Here is a 24,576-nt window from a genome sequence, read left to right on the forward strand (position 1 = left end):
TCTTAATTTATTTATTCATTCTCGCACGATCACGTTCTAAGATTGGTTTTAAATAGTGTCCCGTATAACTTTCAGGCACTTCAGCAATTTCTTCTGGTGTTCCAGTCGCAAGAATCGTTCCGCCACCTTCGCCGCCTTCTGGACCTAAATCAATTAAATAGTCAGATGTTTTAATCACATCTAAGTTATGTTCAATAACCAAGACTGTGTTACCCGCATCAACCAAACGATTTAAAACGCTAAGTAGGCGTTTAATGTCATCTGTATGCAAACCAGTTGTTGGTTCATCAAGAATATAAAAACTCTTACCATTTGATTGACGATGTAATTCAGAAGCTAACTTCATCCGTTGCGCTTCACCACCTGATAATGTTGTTGCCGATTGGCCTAACGAAACATAGCCCAAACCAACATCAACAATTGTCTGCAGTTTACGTCTGATTTTAGGAATTGGTTCGAAGAATTTCAAAGCTTCGCCAACTTTTAAATCTAAAATATCAGAGATTGTCTTACCTTTGTAAGTCACTTCAAGTGTTTCAGAGTTATAGCGTGCCCCGTGACAAATTTCACATGGCACATAGACATCTGGTAGGAAATTCATTTCTATTTTAATAATCCCGTCACCTTTGCAGGCTTCACAACGTCCACCTTTGACATTAAAACTAAAACGACCTTTTTTATAACCACGTAATTTTGCTTCGTTAGTTTCCGCAAATAAATCACGAATATTATCGAAGACGCCTGTATAAGTTGCGGGATTACTTCTCGGTGTTCGACCAATTGGACTTTGATCAATATTAATAACACTTTCAATATTTTGAACACCAGAAACTGATTTATATTTACCTGGTTTTTCAGAATTTCGATTTAACTTTTGTGATAATACCTTTTTCAAAATACCATTCACTAAAGTTGATTTACCGGAACCTGAGACACCTGTAACTGAAATGAATTTACCTAAAGGAAAATCGACCGTTACATTTTTTAAGTTATTCTCTTTTGCGCCGGTAATTCGAATCTTCTTACCATTGCCAGCACGTCGTTCATCAGGTAATGATATAAATTTCTTTCCTGATAAATATTGTCCAGTTAATGATTTGCGACTCTTTTTAACTTGTGTGGGCGTTCCAGCAGCAACAATTTCACCACCTAATTCACCAGCACCAGGACCAACATCAATTAAATAATCAGCAGCCATCATGGTATCCTCATCATGTTCAACCACAATTAAAGTATTACCCAAATCACGCATTTTCTTAAGTGATTCAATTAAGCGATCATTATCACGTTGATGCAACCCGATTGAAGGTTCATCTAAAATATATAAAACACCCGATAAATTAGAGCCAATTTGCGTGGCTAGTCGAATCCGTTGTGCTTCTCCACCTGAAAGTGTTCCTGCAGAACGTGATAATGTCAGATAATTTAAGCCAACATTTTGTAAGAATGTTAAGCGGTCACGAATTTCTTTCAAAATAGGTGCTGCAATAATTGATTCTTTTTCTGACAAGTTAACGTTATCAAAGAAAGGTAAGCCGTCACCAATTGAAAGTGCGGAAATTTTACCAATATGTTGGCCATTAATTTGGACGGCTAATGCTTTACGATTCAAGCGGTAACCGTGACATGTTTGACACGTTAAGCTGGTCATATATTTACGCATTTGTTCACGCGTAAAGTCACTATTAGTCTCCGTATGACGACGACTAATATTTGTAATAACCCCTTCAAATAATGCATCTACATCACGAACGCCACCAAAGTCATTAGCGTAATGGAAATGAAATTCACGTGTTCCAGCGCCATTCAAAACAATATCACGTTGTTCATCTGTTAACTTTTCAAATGGCACATCCATTGGAATTCCAAAAGCTTCTGCAGCTTGGGCTAACATCGATGGGTAATATTGCGAACTAATAGGATTCCATGGCTCAATTGCCCCTTCTGCTAGCGTTTTAGTTGGATCTGGAACGACTAAATCTTCATCGACTTCTAACTTCATTCCTAAACCATCACAAGTTTCACAAGCACCAAATGGTGCATTAAATGAGAACAAACGTGGTTCTAATTCTCCAACTGTAAATCCACAAATAGGACATGCATAATGTTCGGAAAATTGAATTGTTGCACCATCTGTATCACCATCAAGAATATCTGCAGTGGCGTAGCCAGAAGATAAACGTAATGCTGCTTCAAATGAATCAAATAAACGTGAGCGAATGCCCTCTTTGACAACAATCCGATCAATCACAATATCAATAGAGTGTTTGACCTTTTTTTCAAGATCAAATTCTTCATCAATATCATGAAGCTCGCCATCAACTCGAACACGGACGAATCCTTCTCGTTTGATCGTTTCAAATATCTTTTTATGTTGTCCTTTTTTATTGCGAATAATAGGTGATAAAATTTGAAGTTTTGTACGCTCTTTTAACTCTAAAACACGGTCAACCATTTGTTCAACGGATTGACTCGTGATTTCATGACCATCATTTGGACAAATTGGATGTCCAACTCTAGCCCATAATAATCTTAAATAATCATTAATTTCAGTGACTGTCCCAACTGTTGATCGTGGGTTTTTTGAAGTTGTTTTTTGGTCAATCGAAATAGCAGGTGATAACCCATCAATTGAGTCAACATCTGGCTTATCCATCTGCCCTAAAAATTGACGTGCATATGCTGATAAACTTTCAACATAGCGACGTTGTCCTTCAGCATAAAGTGTATCAAAAGCTAATGAGCTTTTCCCTGATCCTGAAAGTCCCGTAATCACAACTAATTTATCTCTTGGGATAGTGACATCCACATTTTTTAAATTATGCGCACGCGCACCATGGATCACAATTTTATCATTTTTCAAGAAATATCCCCCTATTTATAACATTTGTGTTTTTAATTCTAATACCGTATCACGCAATGATGCAGCTGTTTCGAAATCTAATTTTTTAGCTGCTTCTTTCATTTGTCCTTCTAAGCGATCAACCATATCTTGTTGTTCCTTTTTATCCATATCCAAAAATTCAGTTTCGGTAAAGGTTTTAACAGTTCCTGAATTATCTTCAATTTTTGTTGGCGTAATTAACTCACGAATGGCTTTTTTAATCGTAGTTGGCGTAATATGATGTTCCTCATTATATGCCATTTGGACATCACGGCGGCGTTGCGTTTCTTCCATTGCGCCCTTCATTGAATCCGTCACTTTATCAGCATACATAATCACTCGTCCGTTTTCGTTACGAGCTGCACGACCAATTGTTTGAACTAGAGAACGTTCACTACGTAAGAAACCTTCTTTATCGGCATCTAAAATTGTCACTAATGACACTTCAGGAACATCAATACCTTCACGTAATAAGTTAATTCCAATTAAAACATCATATGTGCCTAAGCGTAAATCGCGAATAATTTTCGTTCGTTCCATCGTTTTAATATCACTATGCAAGTACGCAACTTTCATCCCCAACTCTTTCAAATAATCAGTTAAATCTTCTGACATTTTCTTGGTTAATGTTGTGACAAAGACACGTTCATTGCGTTCAATACGTAAATTAATTTCGCCAACTAAATCATCAATTTGGCCCATAATTGGACGAACTTCAATGATTGGATCTAGTAATCCAGTTGGTCGAATAATTTGTTGAACAACATCTGACGTCCGTTCCATTTCGTAAGGTCCTGGTGTTGCAGACATATAAATGACTTGATTAACGTGCTCTTCAAATTCCGCAATCGTTAATGGTCGGTTATCCAGTGCACTAGGTAAACGGAATCCGTAATCTACTAACATTTGTTTACGAGCGCGATCACCATTGTACATCCCTCGAATTTGAGGCATGGTTACATGAGATTCATCAACTACGATCAAGAAATCTTTGGGAAAGAAATCAATTAATGTATATGGAGGTTCGCCAGGTTTACGTCCATCCATATGGCGGGAATAGTTTTCAATTCCGGATGTATAGCCCATTTCACGTAACATTTCTAAATCATAAGTAGTTCGTTGATCGATACGTTGGGCTTCTAATAATTTATCTTCATCTTTTAATTCTTTTAATCGATCAGCCAATTCAACTTCAATACCTTCAATGGCATGATCCATCACATCATCATTCGTCATGAAATGCGTTGCGGGGAAAATAGCCATGTGTTCAAGTTCACCCATAACTTCACCTGTTAATGAATCAACTTCACGAATACGATCGATTTCATCGCCAAAAAATTCAATACGAACAGCTTTTTGATCACGAGATGCTGGGAAAATTTCCACAATATCTCCATGAACTCTAAACCGACCACGTTGAAAATCAATATCATTTCGTTCGAATTGTATATCGACTAATTTTCTAAGTAAATCATCACGTTCCATTGTCATTCCAGTACGCAATGAAATAACATGATCACGATATTCTGTTGGATCACCTAATCCAAAGATACTTGAGACAGATGCAACAACAATCACATCATTACGTTCTAATAATGAACTTGTTGCAGAATGTCGTAATTTATCAATTTCATCGTTAATACTGGAATCTTTTTCAATATACGTATCACTTGAAGGAACGTAAGCTTCTGGTTGGTAGTAATCATAATAACTCACAAAATATTCCACCGCATTATTCGGGAAGAATTCTTTTAATTCACCATATAATTGTCCAGCCAATGTTTTATTATGCGCAAGGACTAATGTGGGACGATTAACTTCTTTAATCACATTTGAAATGGTAAACGTCTTACCCGTTCCCGTTGCACCCAGTAATACTTGTTCTTTTTTACCATCATTTAATCCATCAACTAAAGTTTTAATCGCATTCGGTTGGTCTCCAGTTGGTTCGTACTTTGAAACTAAGTCAAAAACGCCATCATCATGTCTATCAATCAAGTTAACCCCTCCAATACAATCATTTTTAGAAATTAAAAAAAGCCTGGAATAACCTACCCAGGCTCATTTAAAAATGATTATTCTCTACTAATTATATTAGCATACCGAACATACTTTCGCACGTTATCTCACTTATTTTTTCAGAATAACTTAATCAACTAAATAATCACGACCCCAAATAAGACCCATTGTTTTTTCTCCAGTATGGACGCCAATAACAGGCCCAATATGACTAACCTCAACTGGAATATTAGGATAGTTGGTTTTAATAAATGAGACCCATTTTGTACTCTCTTCAGGATTGTTCGCATCAACGATACTTACTCGAATTGGATAATCAACTGAGTTAATCGCATCAGAAAAATCTGCCATTACCCGTTGAAAAGCACGCTTCTTTGTCCGTTCCTTAGTTAAAGGGATAATTTGACCTTCATGATTAAAGGTCAGAATTGGTTTAATTTGTAATAAGTTACCCACAAACGCAGCACCATTCGTCATACGGCCCGTTCTAAGTAAATGGCTCAAGTTATCCACAACAAAGAAAATACCCACCGTTTCACGCATTGCTTCTATTTTAGGTACAATCGTGTCTGCATGCTCACCTTGCGCCACTAATTGAGCAGCTTTTAATACAAGAAAGGCTTCTGCTGAACTTGCTGCTTTAGAATCAATCGGATATACCGTAATTCCTTCCACAGTTTTTGAATAAGCACGTAAATTATCCACAAAACTTGTGATACCTGTTGATAGATGAATTGAAATTACTTCATCAAATCCCTCTTCAATTAATTTATCGAAGACACTTTGCATTTGTCCCATTGTGACTTGTGACGTTGTGGGTAACTTATCCGTATCTTTCATTCTTTGATAAAATTCTGAAGCAGAGATTTCCACATCTTCTAAATAAGTCTGTTGCCCAAAAATAACCGTGATTGGTACAACAATAATATTTTTATCTTTGGCTACTTTTGGATCAATATATGACGCACTATCTGTTACAATTGCCGTTTTCATTAATTTCTCCCTATTCTTTAAGCAAAAAAGGACTACCTTGTATGCATTATTCTAGCATACAACGCAATCCTTAACCTATGTGTACTCTATTTCTTAATAATATCCAAGGTTATTTTTTTAATTTTATCTTTATCTGTGAAATCTTCCGTTAATAATTCTGGAAGAATTTCTTGTAGAATATACTGAACACTCGCTAAATCTGAAAATTCAAGAATCGTTTTTAAGCTTTCTTGATAAATTTCAGTATAAACTGATTCAGGATTACCCTTTTGAATTTCGCCAAATGATTCATATAATAAATCTAATTTATCAGCTACAGACAAGATTTTACCTTCTAAAGTATCATCCTTACCTTCTGATAATCTACGACGATAGGCATCTTGGAATTCTTCTGGAATTTCGTTCACAATAAAATTCTCAGATAATGATTCCTCAACATTTGCTAACATTTCTCTTAGCGTTGTTGTTGCATATTTAACGGGTGTTTTAATATCACCAATGAATCGTTCTGTATAATCATGATTCAACGCTTTTTCATACAACATGCGCCAATCAATCGTATTTCCTGCATTTTCTTCAACATCACCTAAAAATTGAGCAGCTTCTGTTACTTTGAATGAATGTTCCGCTACCGAATGATCTTCATATTTAAAATATCCTGGTGCTCGTTTTAACGTTTCTAAATTACTTAAACTTTGTAGGTATTGATGCATTCCCATAATTAACAGCTCCCTCTCATTTTTTATATAAATTTTTACAATCTTACCACATATGGAAAAGTTAATTCAAGTATCATCAACTTTTAACAAAAAAATAAACTGATTCACATTGCAAACGCTTGATACATCAATTGGAACACGTCGCGCAACTTTACCTTACTTTTTTATGTTATGCTTATTTTCATGCTTTATATTTAAGGAGGACATTTTTTTGAAGTTTTTAGCCAATAAAACCGTTGAATACTTAACCGGTTTTATCTTGATTTTAATCATGGTACAAGCCGCGTCACTTTTACATGATTCAGAAATTATTTTACCTGAAATCGCCGCGTTAACAGTTGGACTGTGGATTTACCACGAAGCCAATTGGTTAGATCGTTCGTTTAATCTTTTTTTGCTGCCTTCTGTCACCGCAATTATCGGTTTTGGCATCAATTTACTTGAGATTTCTTACACAATTAAAATCTGCCTAATGATCGCCATCATGGTCTTTCTATTAGTGGTAACCCGATCGGCACTGGCGCCTTCATTGGCTACAGGTCTCTTGCCAATCATCGTTAATGCGTCCAAATATTCATTCATCATTGCCATCATCATTTTCACTTTCATCGAGATGATTGTCGTTAAAGGCCGTAAACTCGATCAAAACTACGCAAAAAAAACAAACCTTAACTATCAGGCTATGCTTTTATTTCTCGTTTCTTCACTCATTTGGGTTGGTCTCGTGACGATTGCTGGAAAGCCTTTGATGGCCGCTATTCCACCGATTCTTGTCGTTTTTTTCGAGGTGCTACAAAAGCCGATGTATCCGGCAAAAATGGTGTTCAAACAGGTTACTGCCTTGACGCTTTCAGCAACGATCGGTGTTCTCGCCTGCATGGTAATCGATTCCAATGTTGTTGTCGCCTTAATCACTATGCCTCTCGTTTTTTGTATACTCCATCTTTTCAAAGTTAAAATTCCAGCCGCTTATGCCTTTCCATTGCTTGCAATGATTGTTCCACCGACTATCTTTAGCGTTCTCCCCGTGTCGTCCCTACTCGCTTCCATCTACTTTCTTGGAATCGCCTACCTTTATCACCGCTTTAAAAAGAAAAAAATGAATAAATAGAAACTAAACAAGTTAATCAGCCCTGAAAGAAAATAATAAATCTTAAAAAGTTGTTTACAAAATACTGTTTTATTTGCTTATAAATTTTGTAACCCATTTAAGGTCAAAAAAAGTAGTGCTAAATGTAAATTTAGCACTACTTTTTTAGTTAGGCGTTGACAATTGCCATAATTGCTTCTTCAAATGCAAGACACTTAGCTTGTGCTTTTTCATCAGTTTCAGCTTGCGTTCCCACGTAGAATTTAATTTTTGGTTCAGTCCCTGAAGGACGAATTGCAATCCAAGAACCATCTTCTAAGATATATTTCAACGCATTTGCAGTTGGTAATCCGATTTCTTCAGATGATCCATCAGCTAATTGCGCCATACCCGTTGTGAAGTCTTCTAATTTAGCGACTTTATAGCCAGCAAAATCTTTAGGTGCGTCATCACGGAAGATTGTCATTAAATCTTTGATTTTTTGAACACCTTCAATACCTTCAAACGTTAACGCTTTAGTATTTTCAGCGTAATAACCATATTCTTTAAATAAATCATCTAATCCATCTGACAATGTTTTATCAAATTGTTTGTAGTAAGCAGCTACTTCAGATAACATTACTAATGCTTGGATAGCATCTTTATCACGAACGAAAGGACGAATTAAGTAACCATAACTTTCTTCAAAACCAAACATAAAGGTATGTTCATTTGTTTCTTCATAGTTTTGAATTTGTTCCGCAATAAATTTGAATCCTGTTAAGACATTAATCATTTTAGCATGATGTGCTTCAGCAATCTTAGTTGCAAGTTCACTTGATACAATTGATTTAACGCCAACGGCATTAGCGGGTAAAGTTCCTGCTTCTTCGCTAGCAGTTAAAATATAATTGAACATTAGAGCAGCAATTTGATTACCTGTTAATAATTTATATTCACCATCAGTTTGACGTACAGCGACACCCATACGATCAGCATCTGGATCAACAGCGATTAATAAATCAGCATGTTCACGTCGACCCCATTTGATAGCTAAATCAAATGCTGGTGCGTCTTCTGGGTTAGGTAACTTGATTGTTGGGAATTCAGGATCACCTTCAGCTTGTTCAGGCACAATCTTAAATTGTTCAAATCCAGCTTGTTTCAAAGCACGTTCACCCAACATTTTACCTGTTCCATGAAGTGGTGTGAAAACAAGTTTCATTGAAGCACCAACTTCATCAACTAATTTTTGATTAATTGTCACTTTTTTAACTTCAGCAAGATACGCAGCGTCAACTTCTTCACCAATAATTTGGAGTGTTTTATCAGCTTTTAATACTGTCTCATCACCTACTTTAATGGCAAATAAATCATCAGCTTCGCGAACAAAACCAGTAATCATATCTGATTCTTTAGGTGGCATTTGGCCACCGTCTTCACCATAAATTTTATAGCCATTATATTGTTTAGGATTATGGCTAGCCGTTATCATAATTCCGGCGTAAGTAGCTAAATGGCGGACTGCAAACGATAATTCTGGTGTGGGACGTAAGCTTTCAAAAACAAAGCTTGGAATACCATGTGCGCCTAAAACTTTAGCTGATTCCATCGCAAATTCTTGTGATTGGTAACGCGAATCATAACTAATTGCGACACCGCGCATTTTAGTTGCATCATCTAACGTATCCATAAAGCGAGCTAATCCTTCAGTTGCTTGACGAATCGTGTAGATGTTCATCCGGTTAATACCAGGACCCATCAAGCCACGCATACCAGCAGTTCCAAATTCCATTGGTTGGTAAAAAGATTCTTTTAAATCTTCTTGATTATTTTTAAGCGAAACAATCTGATTTTTTAATGTTGCGTCTAGTGTTTCTTCATTTAACCAAGTTAAATAATTATCTTCCCAAGTCAAAATATCACTCCCATTCATATAATATTACTATTATACAATAAATGCGCTTACTATTCAGGATAATAAAAAAGATATCAGAATAATTCTGATATCTTTCTTCCAGCAAGTCGCTCACGTTCAATTCCTGATTTAATTACCTTTTCCAAAATATGCTCAAATTGCTTAATTTCTTCTTCACTAAGCACCGATATACTTTCATCATTAACGACTGTAATTCTATCAAAAATATCTTGATAATTATTAATCGCTTTTGCTGTAGGATAAAGTTCAGTCCGTCGTTTATCTGCGGACGACATTTTTTTTTCAAGCCAACCATCTTTAATTAATTTTGAGATAGCACGTGTCACAACACTGTGATCCCGATAAATATTTTGGATTAGCTCATCCTGACTAACGCCAGGTGACTCACAAACTAACAACACGTAAAAAAAGTTACTCTCAGAAAGTTCAAACCCTTTTAACGTATCATTTATTCTTAATCGAATCATTCTGTTGTAAATTGTTGTTAATTTCTCAACTTCATGTGTATCGTAAAAAGAATTTCCATTCATATTTTGCATCTCAAAACTCCTTAAGCTTTACTTGTTTTTCTGAAATAGATTAGTCCAACTAGTCCAATTACAATTGAGACAACCATGATAAAGATCATTGAATATTTGTATCCAACAACAAATGATGCAGGAATACTAGCAATAACAATAATAACGGTATTAAATAATGAACCACTAACTTGTCTTAATGTATTCGTTAATGTTGTTGCATGATTTATTTCCATTGGATTTAAATCTTTTAAAGATTCTGTTGTTGCTGGAGCCATAATAGCACCAACCCCTGTTAATCGAATAGCGTAAGTAACAACTGATAACCAAACAGGAAATTCAATTGTTAAGAATAACATTGGTAGTACTGAAATCATCAACATCAAAAAGCCAAATATAAATATTTTTTTATAACCGTATTGATCATAAAGGTTACCAACAATAGGTGAAATAATAGCATTAATTGCAGCACCCGGTAACATAATTAATCCAGCAGTCATTCCTGATAAATGTTGATTATTTTCTAAGAACATTGGCATAACTAATTCTGTTGCCATTAAAATACCAAAAACTAACATAATTAATGCAATCATAGTTGAGAATGAACGTACTTTGAAAATTCGAATATTTAAAAATGGTTCTTTTAAAGCTAATTGACGACGGCCAAAATAGATTAATGCTAAAACACCAATCACAATAAGGACAAGTGCAACTAATAATTGGTCTCCAATAATTGAAATACCAATTAAAATTGTAGCAAGTCCAACTAGTGATAAGAAGAATGATTTAAAATCAATTTTAACATCTGTCTTTTCTGAATAGTTAGGTAAAATACAAACCCCAACAATTAATAAAATTAACATGATTGGAATAATGAAAATAAATAATGCTCTCCATGGTAAAAATGTAATCATAATACCTGATAAAGTTGGTCCAATTGCTGGAGCAGCTGAGATAACAAGCATAGCAAGTCCCATTACAACGCCACGGCGTTCAATTGGGTTAATTGCAATGACACTAATCATCGTAAATGTAGTCAATACGCCACCGGCAGCAGCTTGGATTAAGCGACCAATTAAGATTGCCCAAAAATTAGCGCCACTTGATGCAACGATACTTCCGATTAAAAAGACAACCATAATACCGACAAATATTTGTCTTGTTGAATATTTTTCATATAAAATTGCTGATAATGGTGTCGAAATTCCGACCATTAAAACATAACCCGTCGTTAACCATTGTGCGGTTGCAAGGTTAACATTTAAAACGGTGATTAATTTTGGTAATGCTGTAATCATCAATGTTTGATTTAATAAAGCGGCAAAAGTCGCAATTAATAAAACAGCACCAATTGTGTTTCTTTTTTTGTTTGTCATTCTAACTCTCTTCTCACTTAAATTTACGCATATGTTTAATTTTTTTCATAAGCGGATTAGATTATTATAATGTTCACATGCACATAAAGTCAAGTAAATAAAAAAATAAGCCTCAAAAGGCTTATTCTATAATTTAACTTAATTCTGCATCATTTAATGATTCAAGGTAACTAAATGTTTGTTGTCCAGCAATACCACCGTCACCAACTGCAGTTGTAATTTGACGCAATTCTTTCTTACGCACATCACCAACTGCGAAAATACCTGGTACATTTGTTAGCATATTTTCGTCAGTTGGAATCCAACCATAATCGTCAGTAATTCCAAGCTTTGTGAATGCTGTTGTCATTGGTTTAACACCAACATAAATGAAGACACCACTAGCAGGAATTTCAGATGTTTCACCTGTTTTATTATTCGTTACTTTAACGCCAGTTACTTTACGATCGTCACCAACAATCTCTGTGACATTAGTATCCCAAACAAAAGATATTTTATCATCCGCAAAGGCACGATCTTGTAAGATTTTTTGAGCGCGTAATTTGTCACGACGATGAATTACCGTCACTTTTGAAGCTAATTTTGATAAATAAGAACCTTCTTCGATTGCTGAATCACCGCCACCGATAACGATGACTTCACGATTTTTGAAGAAAGCACCATCACAGACTGCACAGTAAGATACACCTCGGCCACTAAAGGTATCTTCGCCTTCAGCACCCAATTTTTTGTATTCTGATCCAGTTGCGATAATTAAAGCTTTTGTTTCAAAAACATCATTATCTGTTGTGATGAGTTTAGTATCGCCTTCAATTGTAATATCGGTTACACTACCGTATGCATATTCTGCACCAAATTGTGTCGAACTTTCGTACATTTCTTTTGCTAAATCAGGGCCTAAGATTGATTTAAATCCAGGATAATTTTCAACTTCAGCCGTATTGTTCATTTGGCCACCATAAATCCCACGATCAATCATTAAAACCGATAGATTTGCACGTGATGCATAGAGTGCGGCAGTCATTCCACCGGGCCCAGCACCAATCACAACAACATCATATTTTTTTGTCATTAGTTCAACCTTCTTTCTTTTAGTAAGTAATTCAACAATACCCTATGTTACTTTTTTTGTCTATTTAATTGCTTTAACATCAAAAACAGGTCCCAAGTGAGTTGAACTTGAAACCTGCTTTACTGTAAGAATTAGGCTACTTATTTTTTGCTGTATCTTCTGCAATTAATTTTGCGCCTAAAGTCTTCAAATATTCTTTTAATTCATCTTTAACTTCTTTATGTTTCAAACCATACTCAATACTTGTTTTTAAGTAGCCAAATTTATAGCCAACATCGTATCGGGTTCCTTTAAATTCATGAGCGAAAACACGTTGCACCTTGTTCAATGCATCGATGGCATCCGTTAATTGAATTTCATTACCAGCACCTGGTTTTTGATGTTCTAAGATACCAAAAATTTCAGGTGTTAATAAGTAACGTCCAATAATAGCCAAGTCACTAGGTGCTTCTTCAGGTGTAGGTTTTTCAACAAAGTTTTTAACATTGAATAATCCAGGTTTAACTTCTAATTCAGGATTAATCACACCGTATTTTGAAACTTCTTCATGAGGGACTTTCATCACCGCTAAAGTTGAAGCATGTGTCTCATCAAAGCGATTCATGAGTTGACGCGTTAATGGTACTTTATCTTCCATTAAATCATCGCCTAACATGACAACAAAAGGTTCATCCCCAACAAAGTCTTTAGCCATTAAAACGGCATCGCCAAGACCTCGTGGATGAGATTGACGAACAAAATACAAATTAATATCCGTTGTTTCTTCAACTAATTTTAATAATTCGTCTTTATGCTTTGCAGCTAAATTCGCTTCCAGTTCTGGCACCGAATCAAAATGATCTTCAATTGGTCGCTTACCTTTACCCGTAACAATCAAAATATCTTCAATACCCGATTGACGCGCCTCTTCAACAATAAATTGAATCGTTGGTTTATCAACAATTGGGAGCATTTCTTTTGCCATCGCTTTAGTTGCTGGTAAGAAACGAGTCCCTAGTCCAGCAGCCGGAATAATGGCTTTTTTAACTTTTTGCATAGTCTAATCCCCTTTTATTCTGCTAATTCAGATTTACCTTCACGATTGATCAAAGCTTCAATCACTGATTTAATTTCTTTATTATTGTATAAAACGTCATAAATTGCATTTGTGATTGGCATATCAATTCCTTGTTGTTGTGCTAATTCATAAGCAGCCTTAGCAGTACCAACACCTTCGATAACCATACCCATATCAGCAACAACAGCATCTAATGATTTACCTTGACCTAATTGGTCTCCAGCACGCCAGTTACGTGAATGAACACTTGTAGCTGTAACGATTAAATCACCAACACCAGAAAGTCCCATAAAGGTTAATTGGTTAGCACCAAATGATGTCCCTAAACGAGCAATTTCAGCTAATCCACGTGTAATCAAAGCTGCTTTAGCGTTATCGCCATAGCCCATACCATGAAGCATACCAGCACCAACGGCGATAATATTCTTCATAGCTGCGCCCATTTCAACACCGATAACATCGTTATTTGTGTAGATTCTTAAGAATTTATTCATAAAGAGATCTTGAACAAAACTTGCAGCTTCAGGATCAGTACTTGCTGAAACAATTGTTGTTAAATCACGATTTGCAACTTCTTCAGCATGACTTGGGCCAGAGAAGACAACAACACTACCACGAATGTCAGCAGGAATTTCTTCTTCAATAACTTCTGAAATACGTTTGTGTGTGACTTGTTCTAGTCCTTTACTTGCATGAATAATAATTGGTTTGTTACCTGTTTCTTCTAAAATTGCTGCTACTTGTTTAGCAACAATACGGCTTGCTTTTGTTGGAACAACAAATAAAATAGCGTCAACTTGATCCAAAGCTTCTTTTAAATCTTCATATGCATGTAGGTCTTTAGAATAAGTGTAATCTTCCAAGTAATGCTTATTTGTATGGAACTCATTCATTTCTGCTACTTGTGCTGGAACATTTGACCAAAGTCTGATGTCATGACCATTTTCAGTTAGGATATCGGCAAGGATACTACCCCAAGAACCGGCGCCTAATACTGCTACTTTTTTTGTCATTATATAATCTCCTTCAAAATTTATTCATTCTAATCATACCAAATTTTACCTCTAATAGCATTAACTATGAGAAATTTTTATTTCAATTGTCCGTCTAAATACCATTGATTTTGCGGTTCCCAATATCTTCTCAATAATAACCAACTAATTGATCCAATAAAAATCACTAATGAGAGAAGTTGAGAAACACGAATTGTTGAAAATAACATTAAGCTATCTGTTCTCATTCCTTCGATAAAGAAACGACCAAATGAATACCAAGTTAGATATGCAAATAGTATTTCTCCACGTTTGAAAAGGTGTACTCGATGTCTCAAGGCAATTAATATTAAGAATCCAACAAAACTCCACAATGATTCGTATAGAAATGTTGGCTTATAGTAGGTGCCATTGATGTTCATTTGGTTAATAATAAATTCAGGTAAATGTAAATTTTGCAATGCCTCTAACGTCGTTTTTCCACCATGGGCTTCTTGGTTCATAAAATTACCCCAACGGCCGATTGATTGCGCAAGTAGCACAAGTGGTGCCGCTAGATCAAACATTAACCATGCTGACAAATGGCGACGCTGACAGAAAATAATCACTGTAATAATTGCGCCTATTAACCCACCATAGATAGCAATACCACCATCCCAAATTCGATAAACTTCACTGAGATGTTGAGCGTAATAAGACCACTCGAACACAACGTAATAGAGTCGCGCAGAAACAATTGAAATTGGCAACGCCCATAGAACCATATCATATATGGTATCTTCATTTATTCCTATTTTTTTGCCTTCAAGAATGGCTAAAATAACTGCTAGAATTACTGCACTCGCAATTATTACACCATACCAACGAACTTCAATAGGTCCTAATTTAACTGCGATGGGATTCAACGCACCTAATAAATAATTCAATTTACTCTCGTCCAATCCTTAATCTTTTTTTGAATTTGTTTGGATTAAGCCATTTAGATTAGCTTCAAATGCTTTAGTAGCATCATAACCCATTGTTTTTGCACGGAAGTTCATTGCTGCGACTTCAATGATAATGGCCAAATTACGTCCTGTTTTAACAGGTACAGAAATTTTTGGCACATTCACATTGAATATTTTAACAAATTCATCATTATTACCTAATCGATCAAATTGTTTATCAGGAGTCCAGTTTTCTAGATGAATAATTAGTGAAATATCAGTGTCATTACGGACAGCTCCTGCACCAAACAAGTTCATGATATCGATAATACCGATACCTCGAATTTCAAGTAAATGTTTTAAAATTGCAGGTGCCTCACCAACAAGTGTCTCCTCATCTTGTTGGAAAACATCAACACGATCATCTGCAATTAACCGATGTCCACGTCTAATTAATTCAAGCGCTGTTTCTGATTTACCAACACCAGAATCACCTGTAATCATGACCCCAAGACCATAAATATCAACTAAAACACCATGTATTGACTGGCGTTCAGCTAATTTAGCTTCCAAAAAGTTAACCATATTAGAAGATAGACGTGACGTTGTTAGTTTTGAAATTAGAACTGGAATATGTCTTTCTTTGACGATAGCTAATAATTCTAGCGGCACATCCAAATCATTTGAAACAACAAAACATGGTGTTTGTTCTGTTGCTAATTGATTCATCACATTCTGCCTATCTTCAGGAGTCAGTCCATTTGCATAAGCATGTTCTGTCATCCCAAATAATTGAATACGTTCTTTCGGATAAAAATTAAAATACCCGGTTAATTCTAGACCAGGACGTGAAATATCACTTGTTGTAATTTTTTTATCATCCAAGTATTCTTTCCCAATTAAAACAGTTAATCCCATTGCATCTACTAAATTTCTAACTGAAACTTCATTGGCCATCTTAATGCCCCCTATTGTCTATTTCTAATAAAGTAATTTGTTACGATTGTATTAGCAATACTCATCACAATTGAGATGATAAATGCCGCCCAAAAGCTCGAAAATTTAAATTCATTACCCACAAAAAATGACGTCATTTGTAACATAAATGCATTTATAATCAGATAGAAAAATCCTAAACTGAAAATAGTTACCGGCAGTGATAAAATCACTAAAAACGGTTTAACTAGCATATTTAGTACGGCCAGTACAAAACTGGCGATTAATGCAACCCAGATACTTTTAACAAATAAAGTCTCTGGAAAAAAACCAGATATTGCCAAAAACAGTATGGCATTAATTAATACGCGCTGCCAAAATCCCATGAATCTTCACCTCATCATTAATATTATTTATCGTCTGTAACTTCTACATCTTTAATAATTTTACGGCCACTCTTACTTGATGAGCTAGTCCGTTGTCCAGTACTAGATGTAAACTGCTCAAAAGAACTAGTAAATGAACGTTTTTTCCCTGGTAAGCTAATTGCTAACAAGATATAGACAAGTATAAATACGCCTTTTGTTGCGAAGATTAGCATTAAAAATAAAAATCTAACGAGTGTTGGATTCCAATTTATATATTCGGCAAGTCCAGCTGCGACACCCGCGATAATTTTATTAGTTGATTTTGTGAATTTTTTATTTGTTTTCATTTTGTAGTTCCTCCATTCAGAATAATCTATCATTATTGTACTTCTTATCGTACTCATTTTACAATTTTAACGAGCGTTATTTACTTAAATTTTAACGTTTAAATTAAAAATAACTAACAATCGCGAAATTGTTAGTTATTAAATGAGTAGTGCCTTATTCATTTTCTTTTTCTAACTCTGATTTACCAGGATTCAATTCAGTGATTCGGCCATTTTTTAAATAAACAACCCATTCACACACATTTGTAACATAATCGCCAATTCGTTCTAGATAAGTGGCAACCATCAAATAGTCAGCACTTCCCACAACTGTTTCGGGATTCGTTTTCATTTCATGGATACACTGGTCATATATTGTCGTGAAATATTCATCAACTTCAAGATCTAAATTAGCAACTTTACGAGCTTTTTCGGCATCTTTTCTAATATAAGCTGTGAGGACTTCTTCAACCATCTTACGTGCGTGGTCGCCCATAATTCCGATCTCATCTTCAATCTCCGTTACCCTAGGATTGCCTTTAACACGAATCGTTGATCTCGCAATACTTACAGCGTGATCTCCCATTCGTTCTAAATCAGAAATAGCTTTTAAAACAGTCACAATATCTCTTAAATCACTTGTAACAGGTTGATACAATGCAATCATTTCTAACGTTTGTTTTTCTAACTTCATTTCGCGTTCATTAATTTTGTAATCGCCAACGATAACTTCATGGGCCAACTCTTTATCATGATTAATGAAAGCACGGACAGATTTATGAATGGCTTCACTAACCATCATACCCATTTCGCTAAATCTAATGTGTAGCTTTTCTTGTTCTTCATCAAAAAGTAATCGCATTATTTTGTCTCCCTTTCTTAACCGAATCGACCACTAATGTAGTCATCCGTTTCTTTTTGTACAGGCTGCGTAAATAATTTTTTAGTTGGTGCAACTTCAATTAAATTACCTTCTAAAAAGAAGGCAGTTCGATCTGAAATTCGAGAAGCTTGTTGTAAATTGTGAGTCACTATTATAATAGTATATTTTTCACGCAATTCTAGCAACATATTTTCAATTTTACTACTTGAACCAGGATCCAGAGCACTTGTTGGTTCATCCAGTAAAATGACCTCAGGTTCAACCGCTAAGACTCGAGCGATACAGACACGTTGTTGCTGTCCGCCAGATAACGCAAGCGCATTTTTACCCAAATCATCCTTTACATCATCCCAGACAGCAGCCTGTTTCAAGCTTTTTTCAACAGCTTCATCAAGGATTGCTTTATCTTTAACGCCAGCTAATCGCAAACCATATACAACATTTTCGTAAATTGAAAATGGAAATGGATTAGGTTGTTGGAAAACCATCCCAACATTTTTGCGTAATCTTACGGTATCCATTTTAGGACCGTAAATATCTTCATTTTTTAATTTAACTGTACCTGTAATGGTTACACCTGGAATTAAATCATTCATGCGATTTAACGTTCTTAAATATGTTGATTTACCACAACCAGATGGACCGATTAAAGCGGTAATCCCTTTTTCATTGAAATCAAGATTAATTCCTTTGAGGGCTTCTTTCTTACCATAATACAAATGAACATCATTTGTTTCAATTATTTTAGTCATTTGGCCTTTCCCCCTTAACCGAAGTTTCCTGAAACATAATCATCCGTTAGTTTAATTGTTGGTCGCGTAAAAATAGTTGTTGTTTTATCATATTCTACCGCATTTCCTGAATGGAAAAATGCTGTGTAATCTGAAATACGTGAAGCCTGTTGCATATTGTGTGTCACAATGACAATCGTGTACTTTTCTTTCAGTTCTAAAAGTGATTCTTCAACAATTCGACTTGAAATTGGATCTAACGCACTAGCTGGTTCATCTAACAATAAGATGTCAGGTTCCATAGCAATCGCTCTAGCGATACATAAACGTTGTTGTTGTCCACCAGACAATGATAACGCACTCACATTCAAATCATCTTTAACTTGATCCCAAAGTGCAGCTTGTTTAAGTGATTTTTCAACGCGTTCTTCAAGTAACTGCTTATCTTTCATCCCATGACGTTTCAAAGCAAACGTTATATTTTCATAAATTGATTTTGAAAATGGATTAGGTCGTTGAAATACCATTCCAATATGTTTTCTCATTTCATAAATATCAACATTATCTTTATTTATATCTAAATCACGGTAAATAATTTGTCCTGTTACATCAGCAATCCCATCATTCATACGATTCAACGATCTAAGATAAGTTGATTTACCAGAACCAGATGCCCCAATTAAAGCTGTAATTTTAAACCGTTCAAATTGTAAACTAACATCTCGAATTGCTTCATTAGAACCATAATGAACATGTAAATCTTTGGTTTCTAAAGCTATCTCATGTTTATCTTCATTGAAGGTCATAATTCTAGATTTTTCAGTTTTATTTTCTACCATATTCTTTGACCCCCTAATGATCTATTTACTTGATGTAATTTTACGATAAAGTGCTTTACCACCGAATCGAGCTAAGAAATTAAATAAAAGCACTGCGATAATTAAGACGGCTGATGCGCCTGCAGAAACAGCTGATGCATCAGGCATAATACCTTCTGAATTAATTTTCCAGATATGAACAGCTAATGTTTCAGCTGGACGCATTGGATTTAACGGACTCGCAATATTAGCTGGATTCCAGTTTGTAAAATCTAGTGCTGGCGCACTTTGACCAGCAGTATAAATTAACGCAGCTGCTTCACCAAAGATACGGCCGGCACTCAATATAACACCCGTTAAAATACCAGGTACTGCATCTGGAACAATAACTCTCGTAACGGTTTCCCAACGCGATAATCCTAACGAAAAGCCAGCCTCACGTTGTGAATATGGGATAGAACGTAATGACTCTTCGATTGATCTTGTTAATAAAGGTAAATTGAAGAACGTTAAGGCTAATGCACCTGATAAAATTGAAAAACCGAAATTATATTGGACAACGAAAATCAAAAACCCAAAAAGCCCAACAACAACTGAAGGTAATGAACTTAAAATTTCAACAGACGTTCTAATAACCGTCGTCACCCAATTATTTTTAGCGTATTCTGATAACCAAATACCCGCTCCCAATGAAATAGGGAAAGAAATCAATAATGTTAATAATAATAGATAGAAGGAATTAAACAATTGGATTCCTACTCCACCACCACTTGAAAATGATTTTGCGGGTGATGTTAAGAAATGCCAGCTGATATGTGGCACACCTCTAACCAATATATAGCCAAGTAAGGCCGCTAAAACAAGAACGACGAATCCGGCAATACCATATAAAATACTTGTTGCGATTTTATCTACTTTTTTAGGATTCATTATTTAAGCGCCCCTCTCTTACCAATTACTCTAACAACCATGTTAAAGAATAATGACATTAATAATAGAATTAAAGCAAGTGACCATAGCGCATTATTTTCTAATGAGCCCATGACAGTATTTCCAATTCCCATCGTCAAAATACTTGTTAAAGTTGATGATGGTGTAATTAAACTTGATGGCATCAATGATGCATTACCAATAACCATTTGAACGGCTAAGGCTTCACCAAAAGCTCGTGCCATACCAAAAACAACCGCTGTCATGATACCTGGTGTTGCTGCTCTTAGAATAACTTTATAAATTGTTTGCCAACGTGTTGCACCTAAGGCCAGTGAGGCTTCCCGGTAATAACGTGGGACAGATTTTAAAGTATCAACAGTCATTGACGTAACGGTTGGTAGAATCATAACAAATAACACAAATGTCCCAGATAAAATACCAAACCCTGTTCCACCAAAAATACTTCGAACAAATGGGACCACAACTGAAAGACCAATAAATCCATAAACAACTGAAGGAATACCAACTAATAATTCAGTTACCGGTTGTAAAATTCGGCTACCCGTATTTGGTGAAATTTCAACCATGAAAATAGCTGTTCCAATAGCGAAAGGTGTTGCAATTAATGCTGATAAAAAAGTGACAAAGAATGATCCAGAAATCATTGGTAAAGCCCCAACTTCTGGCTTACCTGCTTTATCAAGCGTTCCAGGGTTCCAACTCTTTCCTAATAAAAAATCTTTAATTGATACTTTATCAGTAAAGAACGTTGCTAATCCTTTTGAAGCAACGAAATAAAAGATAGCAAGAACAATAGCGACGATTAGTCCAATACAGAAATAAGTAATTATTTTACCGCGCATCTCTAGTTTAGATGCTTTTGATTTTTTGAGTAAACTTTCACGAATCGGATCCATAACTACATCCCCTTCTTAATTGGTGTTATTTTACCTTCAACCGAACGACTCACTTGCATCTGTGTTGTTGGAATATAACCTAATTTACTAACAACCTGTTTTTGAATTTTATTTGACATCATATAAGTTAAAAATTGTTTTGTTAATCCCGTGGGTTCACCATTCGTATACATATGTTCGTATGACCAGATTTTCCATTTATTTGAGGCAACATTACTTTCAGTTGGTTTAACTTTATCAACAGAAAGTACATCGACCGTTTTATCAACGTATGAGAAAGCCATATAACTTATTGCACCAGGTGTCGATCCGACAATTTGTCGAACCATTCCCGTTGAATCTTGTTCCTGTGCATCTTTACTTTGCTTACCTTCTAATCCCCATTTTTCAAATGTTAATCGTGTTCCCGAACCAGATGCACGATTTAAAAGGACAATTGGTAAATCATTGCCACCTAGTTGCTTCCAATTTGTTAATTTACCAGTAAAAATATCTATAAGTTGTTTTTTTGAGACGTTTTTAACGCCCACACCATTATTCACAACTGGCGTAATTCCAACAACGGCAACTTGATGGTCTACAAGTTTACTTGCCTTAATGCCTGATTTTTCTTCAGCAAAAACATCTGAGTTACCAATGCTAACGGCTTTTTCTTGAACTTGACTCAATCCTGTTCCGGATCCGCCACCTTGAACATTAACAAAGACGCCAACATTTTCAGTCCCGTATTCTTCACCAGCTGCCTCAACTAAAGGTTGTAAAGCTGTAGATCCAACAATTGTAATCGATTTTCCTGAATTTGATTGTGTCTCACATCCCGTTAAAGTTAATAACATGATGGATAAAATTCCACCAATCATTACTAAAGATCCCTTTTTCATAGTAACTTCCTCCATAAATATCGATATTTAACTTATACATTAAGTTTATATTTTTAATGTAAAGGTCCTGTGGGGGTATTGTAAAGATTGTGTAAAGGTTACAACAAAAAAAGCCATAACATGACGTTATGACTTCAATCGTTATTTTAATTCTGGAGCATCAGTTTTGAATAAACTTTCGGTAGATACCCCACCGTGTTGTTCAATTAAACTGGTTTTTTCTTTCTCTTGTGCTTTTTTCAAAGTTTCAAGAGCGTCACTTTTCTTGTAATTATAGTCAGATTTATTTACTTTAGTGAAATTACTTGGTGCGTAGAATCTTAATAGATCACCCGTAATAACTTCATCTGATAATGATAATGACGTTGTAACATGTTTTAATTCTTTGTTATAAACTTTTTGTTGTGCTGCCGTTAGTTTTTCGATTTCTTTACCAGTCTTAGTGTTATACGTGGTATTTCCAACTTTTGTAAAGGTTGGTGAAACGAAATCACCATTTCTAAAGGCAACCGTTTGGTTACGATTTTTCGATAATAAATCATTACCAAATTGAACCGTATCGGTATTCTTAACGCCTAATAGATCAAGTAAAGTTGGTAGCACATCAATTTCACCACCATAAGTATGATTAATACCGCCCTTAAGGCCATTCATATGAATCATAAATGGTACCTTTTGGAACATCGTTAAATCATAACTTGTTACTTTGTCTTTACCTAAAAGCTGTGCAATAGCTTTCGGATGATTATTAGAGATACCATAGTGATCACCATACATCACAATCATACTGTCCTTATACAAGCCACTCTTCTTCAAGTAACTAACGAATTCTCCGAATGATTGATCAAGATATTTAGATGTTTGAACATAACCATCAACCGTACTATCGTCTGTATCCGTCTTTTTGATTGACGTATTCGCACTATCTAAATCATATGGATAATGGTTAGTTAGTGTGATGAGTTTAGCATAAAAAGGTTGGGGTAATTGTTCAATATACTTAACCGATTGCTTCAAGAAAATCTTATCTTTCATCCCATAACCAACTTTATAGTTAGCTTTGACATCATAATAAGGTTCACTGAAGAAATACTGGTAACCAAATGATTTATAAGTATTATTACGATTCCAGAAACTACCCACGTCACCATGGAAAGCTGCTGTAGAGTAGCCTTTTTGATCAAGAATAGCGGGTGCTGCTTGGAATGTATTTTGTGTGCCATAAGTCGTCATCGCTGAACCAGATGGTAACCCATAAAGGGATGCTTCCAACATCATTTCAGCATCAGACGTTTTACCTTGTCCAACTTGATTAAAGAAATTATCAAATGATAATGTATTTTGATCATGATAATATTTATTAATGTTAGGCGTAACTTGTTGCCCATCCCATTTATAATCGATCATGAACTGTTGGAAACTTTCTAGATGAATCACAAAAACATTTTTACCCTTCGCTTTTCCATAATACTTTATATTTGAATTAGAACGATTTTTATCCAAATACTTTAGAACTTTATCCATATCTTTAGCAGTGGCATTTTTACGTGTCGCACTTTCTTTTTGCGTTTGATAAACATTATATCCCGCATAGAAATTCAAGCCTAAATATTTAACAATATAGTTATTATCAAAAGTTCTTGTCAATAATTGAGAACGATCCTTTTCAGCTAAACCTAAGTTCCCTAAAGCTAAAAGTACAGATGCAATAGTCAGGATAAAAGCATAACGCTTTTTAATTGGGTTATAGTCAATTTTGACTAATTTAAAGACAAGAATCAAAATTAAAATAATAATATCGATATAAACAAAGAAATCAGTTGGTCGTAAAATACCGGCAATTCCCTTGTCTAGATTATTAGCTACTGAACCTGAATTTTTGATAATTCCTAGTGAAAGAAAATCTGAAAACTCACGATAATAAACCATATTTGCAAAAAGCCATGATGTTTGAATAAAATCAACAATCAGCAAAATCCAATATGATTTTTTACCCTTAAAGTAGATTGCAATTCCAAATAATAATAACGCTGTTGGTATTGGATTAATATAAAGTAAAAATTGTTGCATGCTACCTGTTGCACCTAATGTAAATTTGGTTTCATAAGCAACAACTGTTTTGGCCCAAAATAAAACGAGCGTCAAGAGGAGGAATCCCCATCTTGAGCTCAATTTATCCTGAACATATTTTAAAGTTGACCGCATCTTAGTGCCTCCAT

The 24,576-nt window shown here is 35.2% G+C and carries 22 protein-coding genes; 1 reads left to right on the forward strand and 21 read right to left on the reverse strand.

The window, feature by feature from the left end:
- Positions 1–7: 7 nt before the first annotated feature.
- The 4 genes from uvrA to AC1RPN_RS04145 all read right to left on the reverse strand — a co-directional run bounded on the left by uvrA (position 8) and on the right by AC1RPN_RS04145 (position 6,615).
- Positions 8–2,863, reverse strand: a complete 2,856-nt coding sequence (gene uvrA, locus AC1RPN_RS04130; protein WP_481761480.1) for an excinuclease ABC subunit UvrA — start codon at positions 2,861–2,863, stop codon at positions 8–10.
- Positions 2,864–2,878: 15 nt separating this feature from the next.
- The gene (uvrB, locus tag AC1RPN_RS04135) at positions 2,879–4,882 is read right to left on the reverse strand and encodes an excinuclease ABC subunit UvrB (RefSeq protein ID WP_481761481.1); all 2,004 of its coding nucleotides are present in this window, start codon (positions 4,880–4,882) and stop codon (positions 2,879–2,881) included.
- A gap of 150 nt (positions 4,883–5,032) precedes the next feature.
- Positions 5,033–5,896, reverse strand: a complete 864-nt coding sequence (locus AC1RPN_RS04140) for a DegV family protein (protein ID WP_481761482.1) — start codon at positions 5,894–5,896, stop codon at positions 5,033–5,035.
- A gap of 86 nt (positions 5,897–5,982) precedes the next feature.
- Positions 5,983–6,615, reverse strand: coding sequence for a YfbR-like 5'-deoxynucleotidase (locus tag AC1RPN_RS04145; protein ID WP_409022185.1), 633 nt, complete (start codon positions 6,613–6,615; stop codon positions 5,983–5,985).
- A 211-nt stretch (positions 6,616–6,826) separates the two neighbouring features.
- On the opposite strand from AC1RPN_RS04145, the gene AC1RPN_RS04150 reads away from it, so the two are divergent.
- Positions 6,827–7,726 carry a hypothetical protein gene (locus AC1RPN_RS04150; protein ID WP_481761483.1) on the forward strand — a complete coding sequence of 300 codons (900 nt, stop codon included), beginning with the start codon at positions 6,827–6,829 and terminating at the stop codon, positions 7,724–7,726.
- Between the two features lie 148 nt (positions 7,727–7,874).
- Here the strand turns inward: AC1RPN_RS04150 and AC1RPN_RS04155 are convergent, their stop codons facing one another.
- The 17 genes from AC1RPN_RS04155 to AC1RPN_RS04235 form a co-directional block, all read right to left on the reverse strand.
- Positions 7,875–9,602 (reverse strand): phospho-sugar mutase, encoded by a 1,728-nt coding sequence (locus AC1RPN_RS04155; protein WP_481761626.1) that lies wholly within the window; start codon positions 9,600–9,602, stop codon positions 7,875–7,877.
- Between the two features lie 74 nt (positions 9,603–9,676).
- Positions 9,677–10,162: a MarR family winged helix-turn-helix transcriptional regulator gene (locus AC1RPN_RS04160; RefSeq protein ID WP_481761485.1), complete on the reverse strand. Its 486-nt coding sequence runs from the start codon at positions 10,160–10,162 to the stop codon at positions 9,677–9,679.
- Positions 10,163–10,173: 11 nt separating this feature from the next.
- Complete coding sequence (locus AC1RPN_RS04165; RefSeq protein ID WP_481761486.1) at positions 10,174–11,517, reverse strand: DHA2 family efflux MFS transporter permease subunit; 1,344 nt, start codon at positions 11,515–11,517, stop codon at positions 10,174–10,176.
- A 133-nt stretch (positions 11,518–11,650) separates the two neighbouring features.
- Positions 11,651–12,589 carry a thioredoxin-disulfide reductase gene (trxB, locus tag AC1RPN_RS04170; RefSeq protein WP_481761487.1) on the reverse strand — a complete coding sequence of 313 codons (939 nt, stop codon included), beginning with the start codon at positions 12,587–12,589 and terminating at the stop codon, positions 11,651–11,653.
- 136 nt (positions 12,590–12,725) lie between these two features.
- Positions 12,726–13,625, reverse strand: coding sequence for a UTP--glucose-1-phosphate uridylyltransferase GalU (gene galU, locus AC1RPN_RS04175; protein WP_409022179.1), 900 nt, complete (start codon positions 13,623–13,625; stop codon positions 12,726–12,728).
- A 14-nt stretch (positions 13,626–13,639) separates the two neighbouring features.
- Complete coding sequence (locus tag AC1RPN_RS04180) at positions 13,640–14,659, reverse strand: NAD(P)H-dependent glycerol-3-phosphate dehydrogenase (RefSeq protein WP_481761488.1); 1,020 nt, start codon at positions 14,657–14,659, stop codon at positions 13,640–13,642.
- A gap of 77 nt (positions 14,660–14,736) precedes the next feature.
- Positions 14,737–15,564, reverse strand: a complete 828-nt coding sequence (gene lgt / locus AC1RPN_RS04185; RefSeq protein WP_481761489.1) for a prolipoprotein diacylglyceryl transferase — start codon at positions 15,562–15,564, stop codon at positions 14,737–14,739.
- Between the two features lie 18 nt (positions 15,565–15,582).
- A complete protein-coding gene (gene hprK, locus AC1RPN_RS04190; RefSeq protein ID WP_481761490.1) occupies positions 15,583–16,521 on the reverse strand; it encodes an HPr(Ser) kinase/phosphatase in 939 nt (312 codons plus the stop codon).
- Between the two features lie 11 nt (positions 16,522–16,532).
- The gene (locus tag AC1RPN_RS04195) at positions 16,533–16,886 is read right to left on the reverse strand and encodes a phage holin family protein (protein ID WP_481761491.1); all 354 of its coding nucleotides are present in this window, start codon (positions 16,884–16,886) and stop codon (positions 16,533–16,535) included.
- Positions 16,887–16,909: 23 nt separating this feature from the next.
- On the reverse strand, positions 16,910–17,215 hold the full coding sequence (locus AC1RPN_RS04200; RefSeq protein WP_409022174.1) for a PspC domain-containing protein: 306 nt from the start codon (positions 17,213–17,215) through the stop codon (positions 16,910–16,912).
- A 154-nt stretch (positions 17,216–17,369) separates the two neighbouring features.
- Positions 17,370–18,056 (reverse strand): phosphate signaling complex protein PhoU, encoded by a 687-nt coding sequence (gene phoU, locus AC1RPN_RS04205; RefSeq protein WP_481761492.1) that lies wholly within the window; start codon positions 18,054–18,056, stop codon positions 17,370–17,372.
- Positions 18,057–18,073: 17 nt separating this feature from the next.
- The gene (gene pstB, locus AC1RPN_RS04210) at positions 18,074–18,829 is read right to left on the reverse strand and encodes a phosphate ABC transporter ATP-binding protein PstB (RefSeq protein ID WP_409022172.1); all 756 of its coding nucleotides are present in this window, start codon (positions 18,827–18,829) and stop codon (positions 18,074–18,076) included.
- 14 nt (positions 18,830–18,843) lie between these two features.
- Complete coding sequence (pstB, locus tag AC1RPN_RS04215; protein WP_481761493.1) at positions 18,844–19,647, reverse strand: phosphate ABC transporter ATP-binding protein PstB; 804 nt, start codon at positions 19,645–19,647, stop codon at positions 18,844–18,846.
- 21 nt (positions 19,648–19,668) lie between these two features.
- A complete protein-coding gene (gene pstA / locus AC1RPN_RS04220; protein WP_481761494.1) occupies positions 19,669–20,556 on the reverse strand; it encodes a phosphate ABC transporter permease PstA in 888 nt (295 codons plus the stop codon).
- Positions 20,556–21,476 carry a phosphate ABC transporter permease subunit PstC gene (gene pstC / locus AC1RPN_RS04225; protein WP_409022169.1) on the reverse strand — a complete coding sequence of 307 codons (921 nt, stop codon included), beginning with the start codon at positions 21,474–21,476 and terminating at the stop codon, positions 20,556–20,558. Before pstC ends, pstA begins: the two co-directional genes overlap by 1 nt.
- Positions 21,477–21,478: 2 nt before the next feature.
- Positions 21,479–22,357: a phosphate ABC transporter substrate-binding protein PstS family protein gene (locus AC1RPN_RS04230; RefSeq protein WP_481761495.1), complete on the reverse strand. Its 879-nt coding sequence runs from the start codon at positions 22,355–22,357 to the stop codon at positions 21,479–21,481.
- Positions 22,358–22,498: 141 nt separating this feature from the next.
- Positions 22,499–24,562, reverse strand: coding sequence for an LTA synthase family protein (locus AC1RPN_RS04235; protein WP_481761496.1), 2,064 nt, complete (start codon positions 24,560–24,562; stop codon positions 22,499–22,501).
- Between the last annotated feature and the right edge of the window lie 14 nt (positions 24,563–24,576).

It is taken from the genome of Dellaglioa sp. CoH-57-MRSF-20 (assembly GCF_056781955.1).

Excerpts from the sequence above, each read along its gene's own strand:
- hprK (WP_481761490.1), bottom strand. The coding sequence starts at position 16,521 with ATGGCCAATGAAGTTTCAGTTAGAAATTTAGTAGATGCAATGGGATTA.
- AC1RPN_RS04145 (WP_409022185.1), bottom strand. The coding sequence starts at position 6,615 with ATGGGAATGCATCAATACCTACAAAGTTTAAGTAATTTAGAAACGTTA.
- galU (WP_409022179.1), bottom strand. The coding sequence starts at position 13,625 with ATGCAAAAAGTTAAAAAAGCCATTATTCCGGCTGCTGGACTAGGGACT.
- AC1RPN_RS04195 (WP_481761491.1), bottom strand. The coding sequence starts at position 16,886 with ATGGGATTTTGGCAGCGCGTATTAATTAATGCCATACTGTTTTTGGCA.
- AC1RPN_RS04235 (WP_481761496.1), bottom strand. The coding sequence starts at position 24,562 with ATGCGGTCAACTTTAAAATATGTTCAGGATAAATTGAGCTCAAGATGG.
- phoU (WP_481761492.1), bottom strand. The coding sequence starts at position 18,056 with ATGCGATTACTTTTTGATGAAGAACAAGAAAAGCTACACATTAGATTT.
- AC1RPN_RS04230 (WP_481761495.1), bottom strand. The coding sequence starts at position 22,357 with ATGAAAAAGGGATCTTTAGTAATGATTGGTGGAATTTTATCCATCATG.
- pstA (WP_481761494.1), bottom strand. The coding sequence starts at position 20,556 with ATGAATCCTAAAAAAGTAGATAAAATCGCAACAAGTATTTTATATGGT.
- pstC (WP_409022169.1), bottom strand. The coding sequence starts at position 21,476 with ATGGATCCGATTCGTGAAAGTTTACTCAAAAAATCAAAAGCATCTAAA.
- pstB (WP_481761493.1), bottom strand. The coding sequence starts at position 19,647 with ATGGTAGAAAATAAAACTGAAAAATCTAGAATTATGACCTTCAATGAA.
- AC1RPN_RS04165 (WP_481761486.1), bottom strand. The coding sequence starts at position 11,517 with ATGACAAACAAAAAAAGAAACACAATTGGTGCTGTTTTATTAATTGCG.
- AC1RPN_RS04140 (WP_481761482.1), bottom strand. The coding sequence starts at position 5,896 with ATGAAAACGGCAATTGTAACAGATAGTGCGTCATATATTGATCCAAAA.
- AC1RPN_RS04180 (WP_481761488.1), bottom strand. The coding sequence starts at position 14,659 with ATGACAAAAAAAGTAGCAGTATTAGGCGCCGGTTCTTGGGGTAGTATC.
- pstB (WP_409022172.1), bottom strand. The coding sequence starts at position 18,829 with ATGACTAAAATAATTGAAACAAATGATGTTCATTTGTATTATGGTAAG.
- AC1RPN_RS04160 (WP_481761485.1), bottom strand. The coding sequence starts at position 10,162 with ATGCAAAATATGAATGGAAATTCTTTTTACGATACACATGAAGTTGAG.
- AC1RPN_RS04200 (WP_409022174.1), bottom strand. The coding sequence starts at position 17,215 with ATGAAAACAAATAAAAAATTCACAAAATCAACTAATAAAATTATCGCG.
- trxB (WP_481761487.1), bottom strand. The coding sequence starts at position 12,589 with ATGACAAAAAAATATGATGTTGTTGTGATTGGTGCTGGGCCCGGTGGA.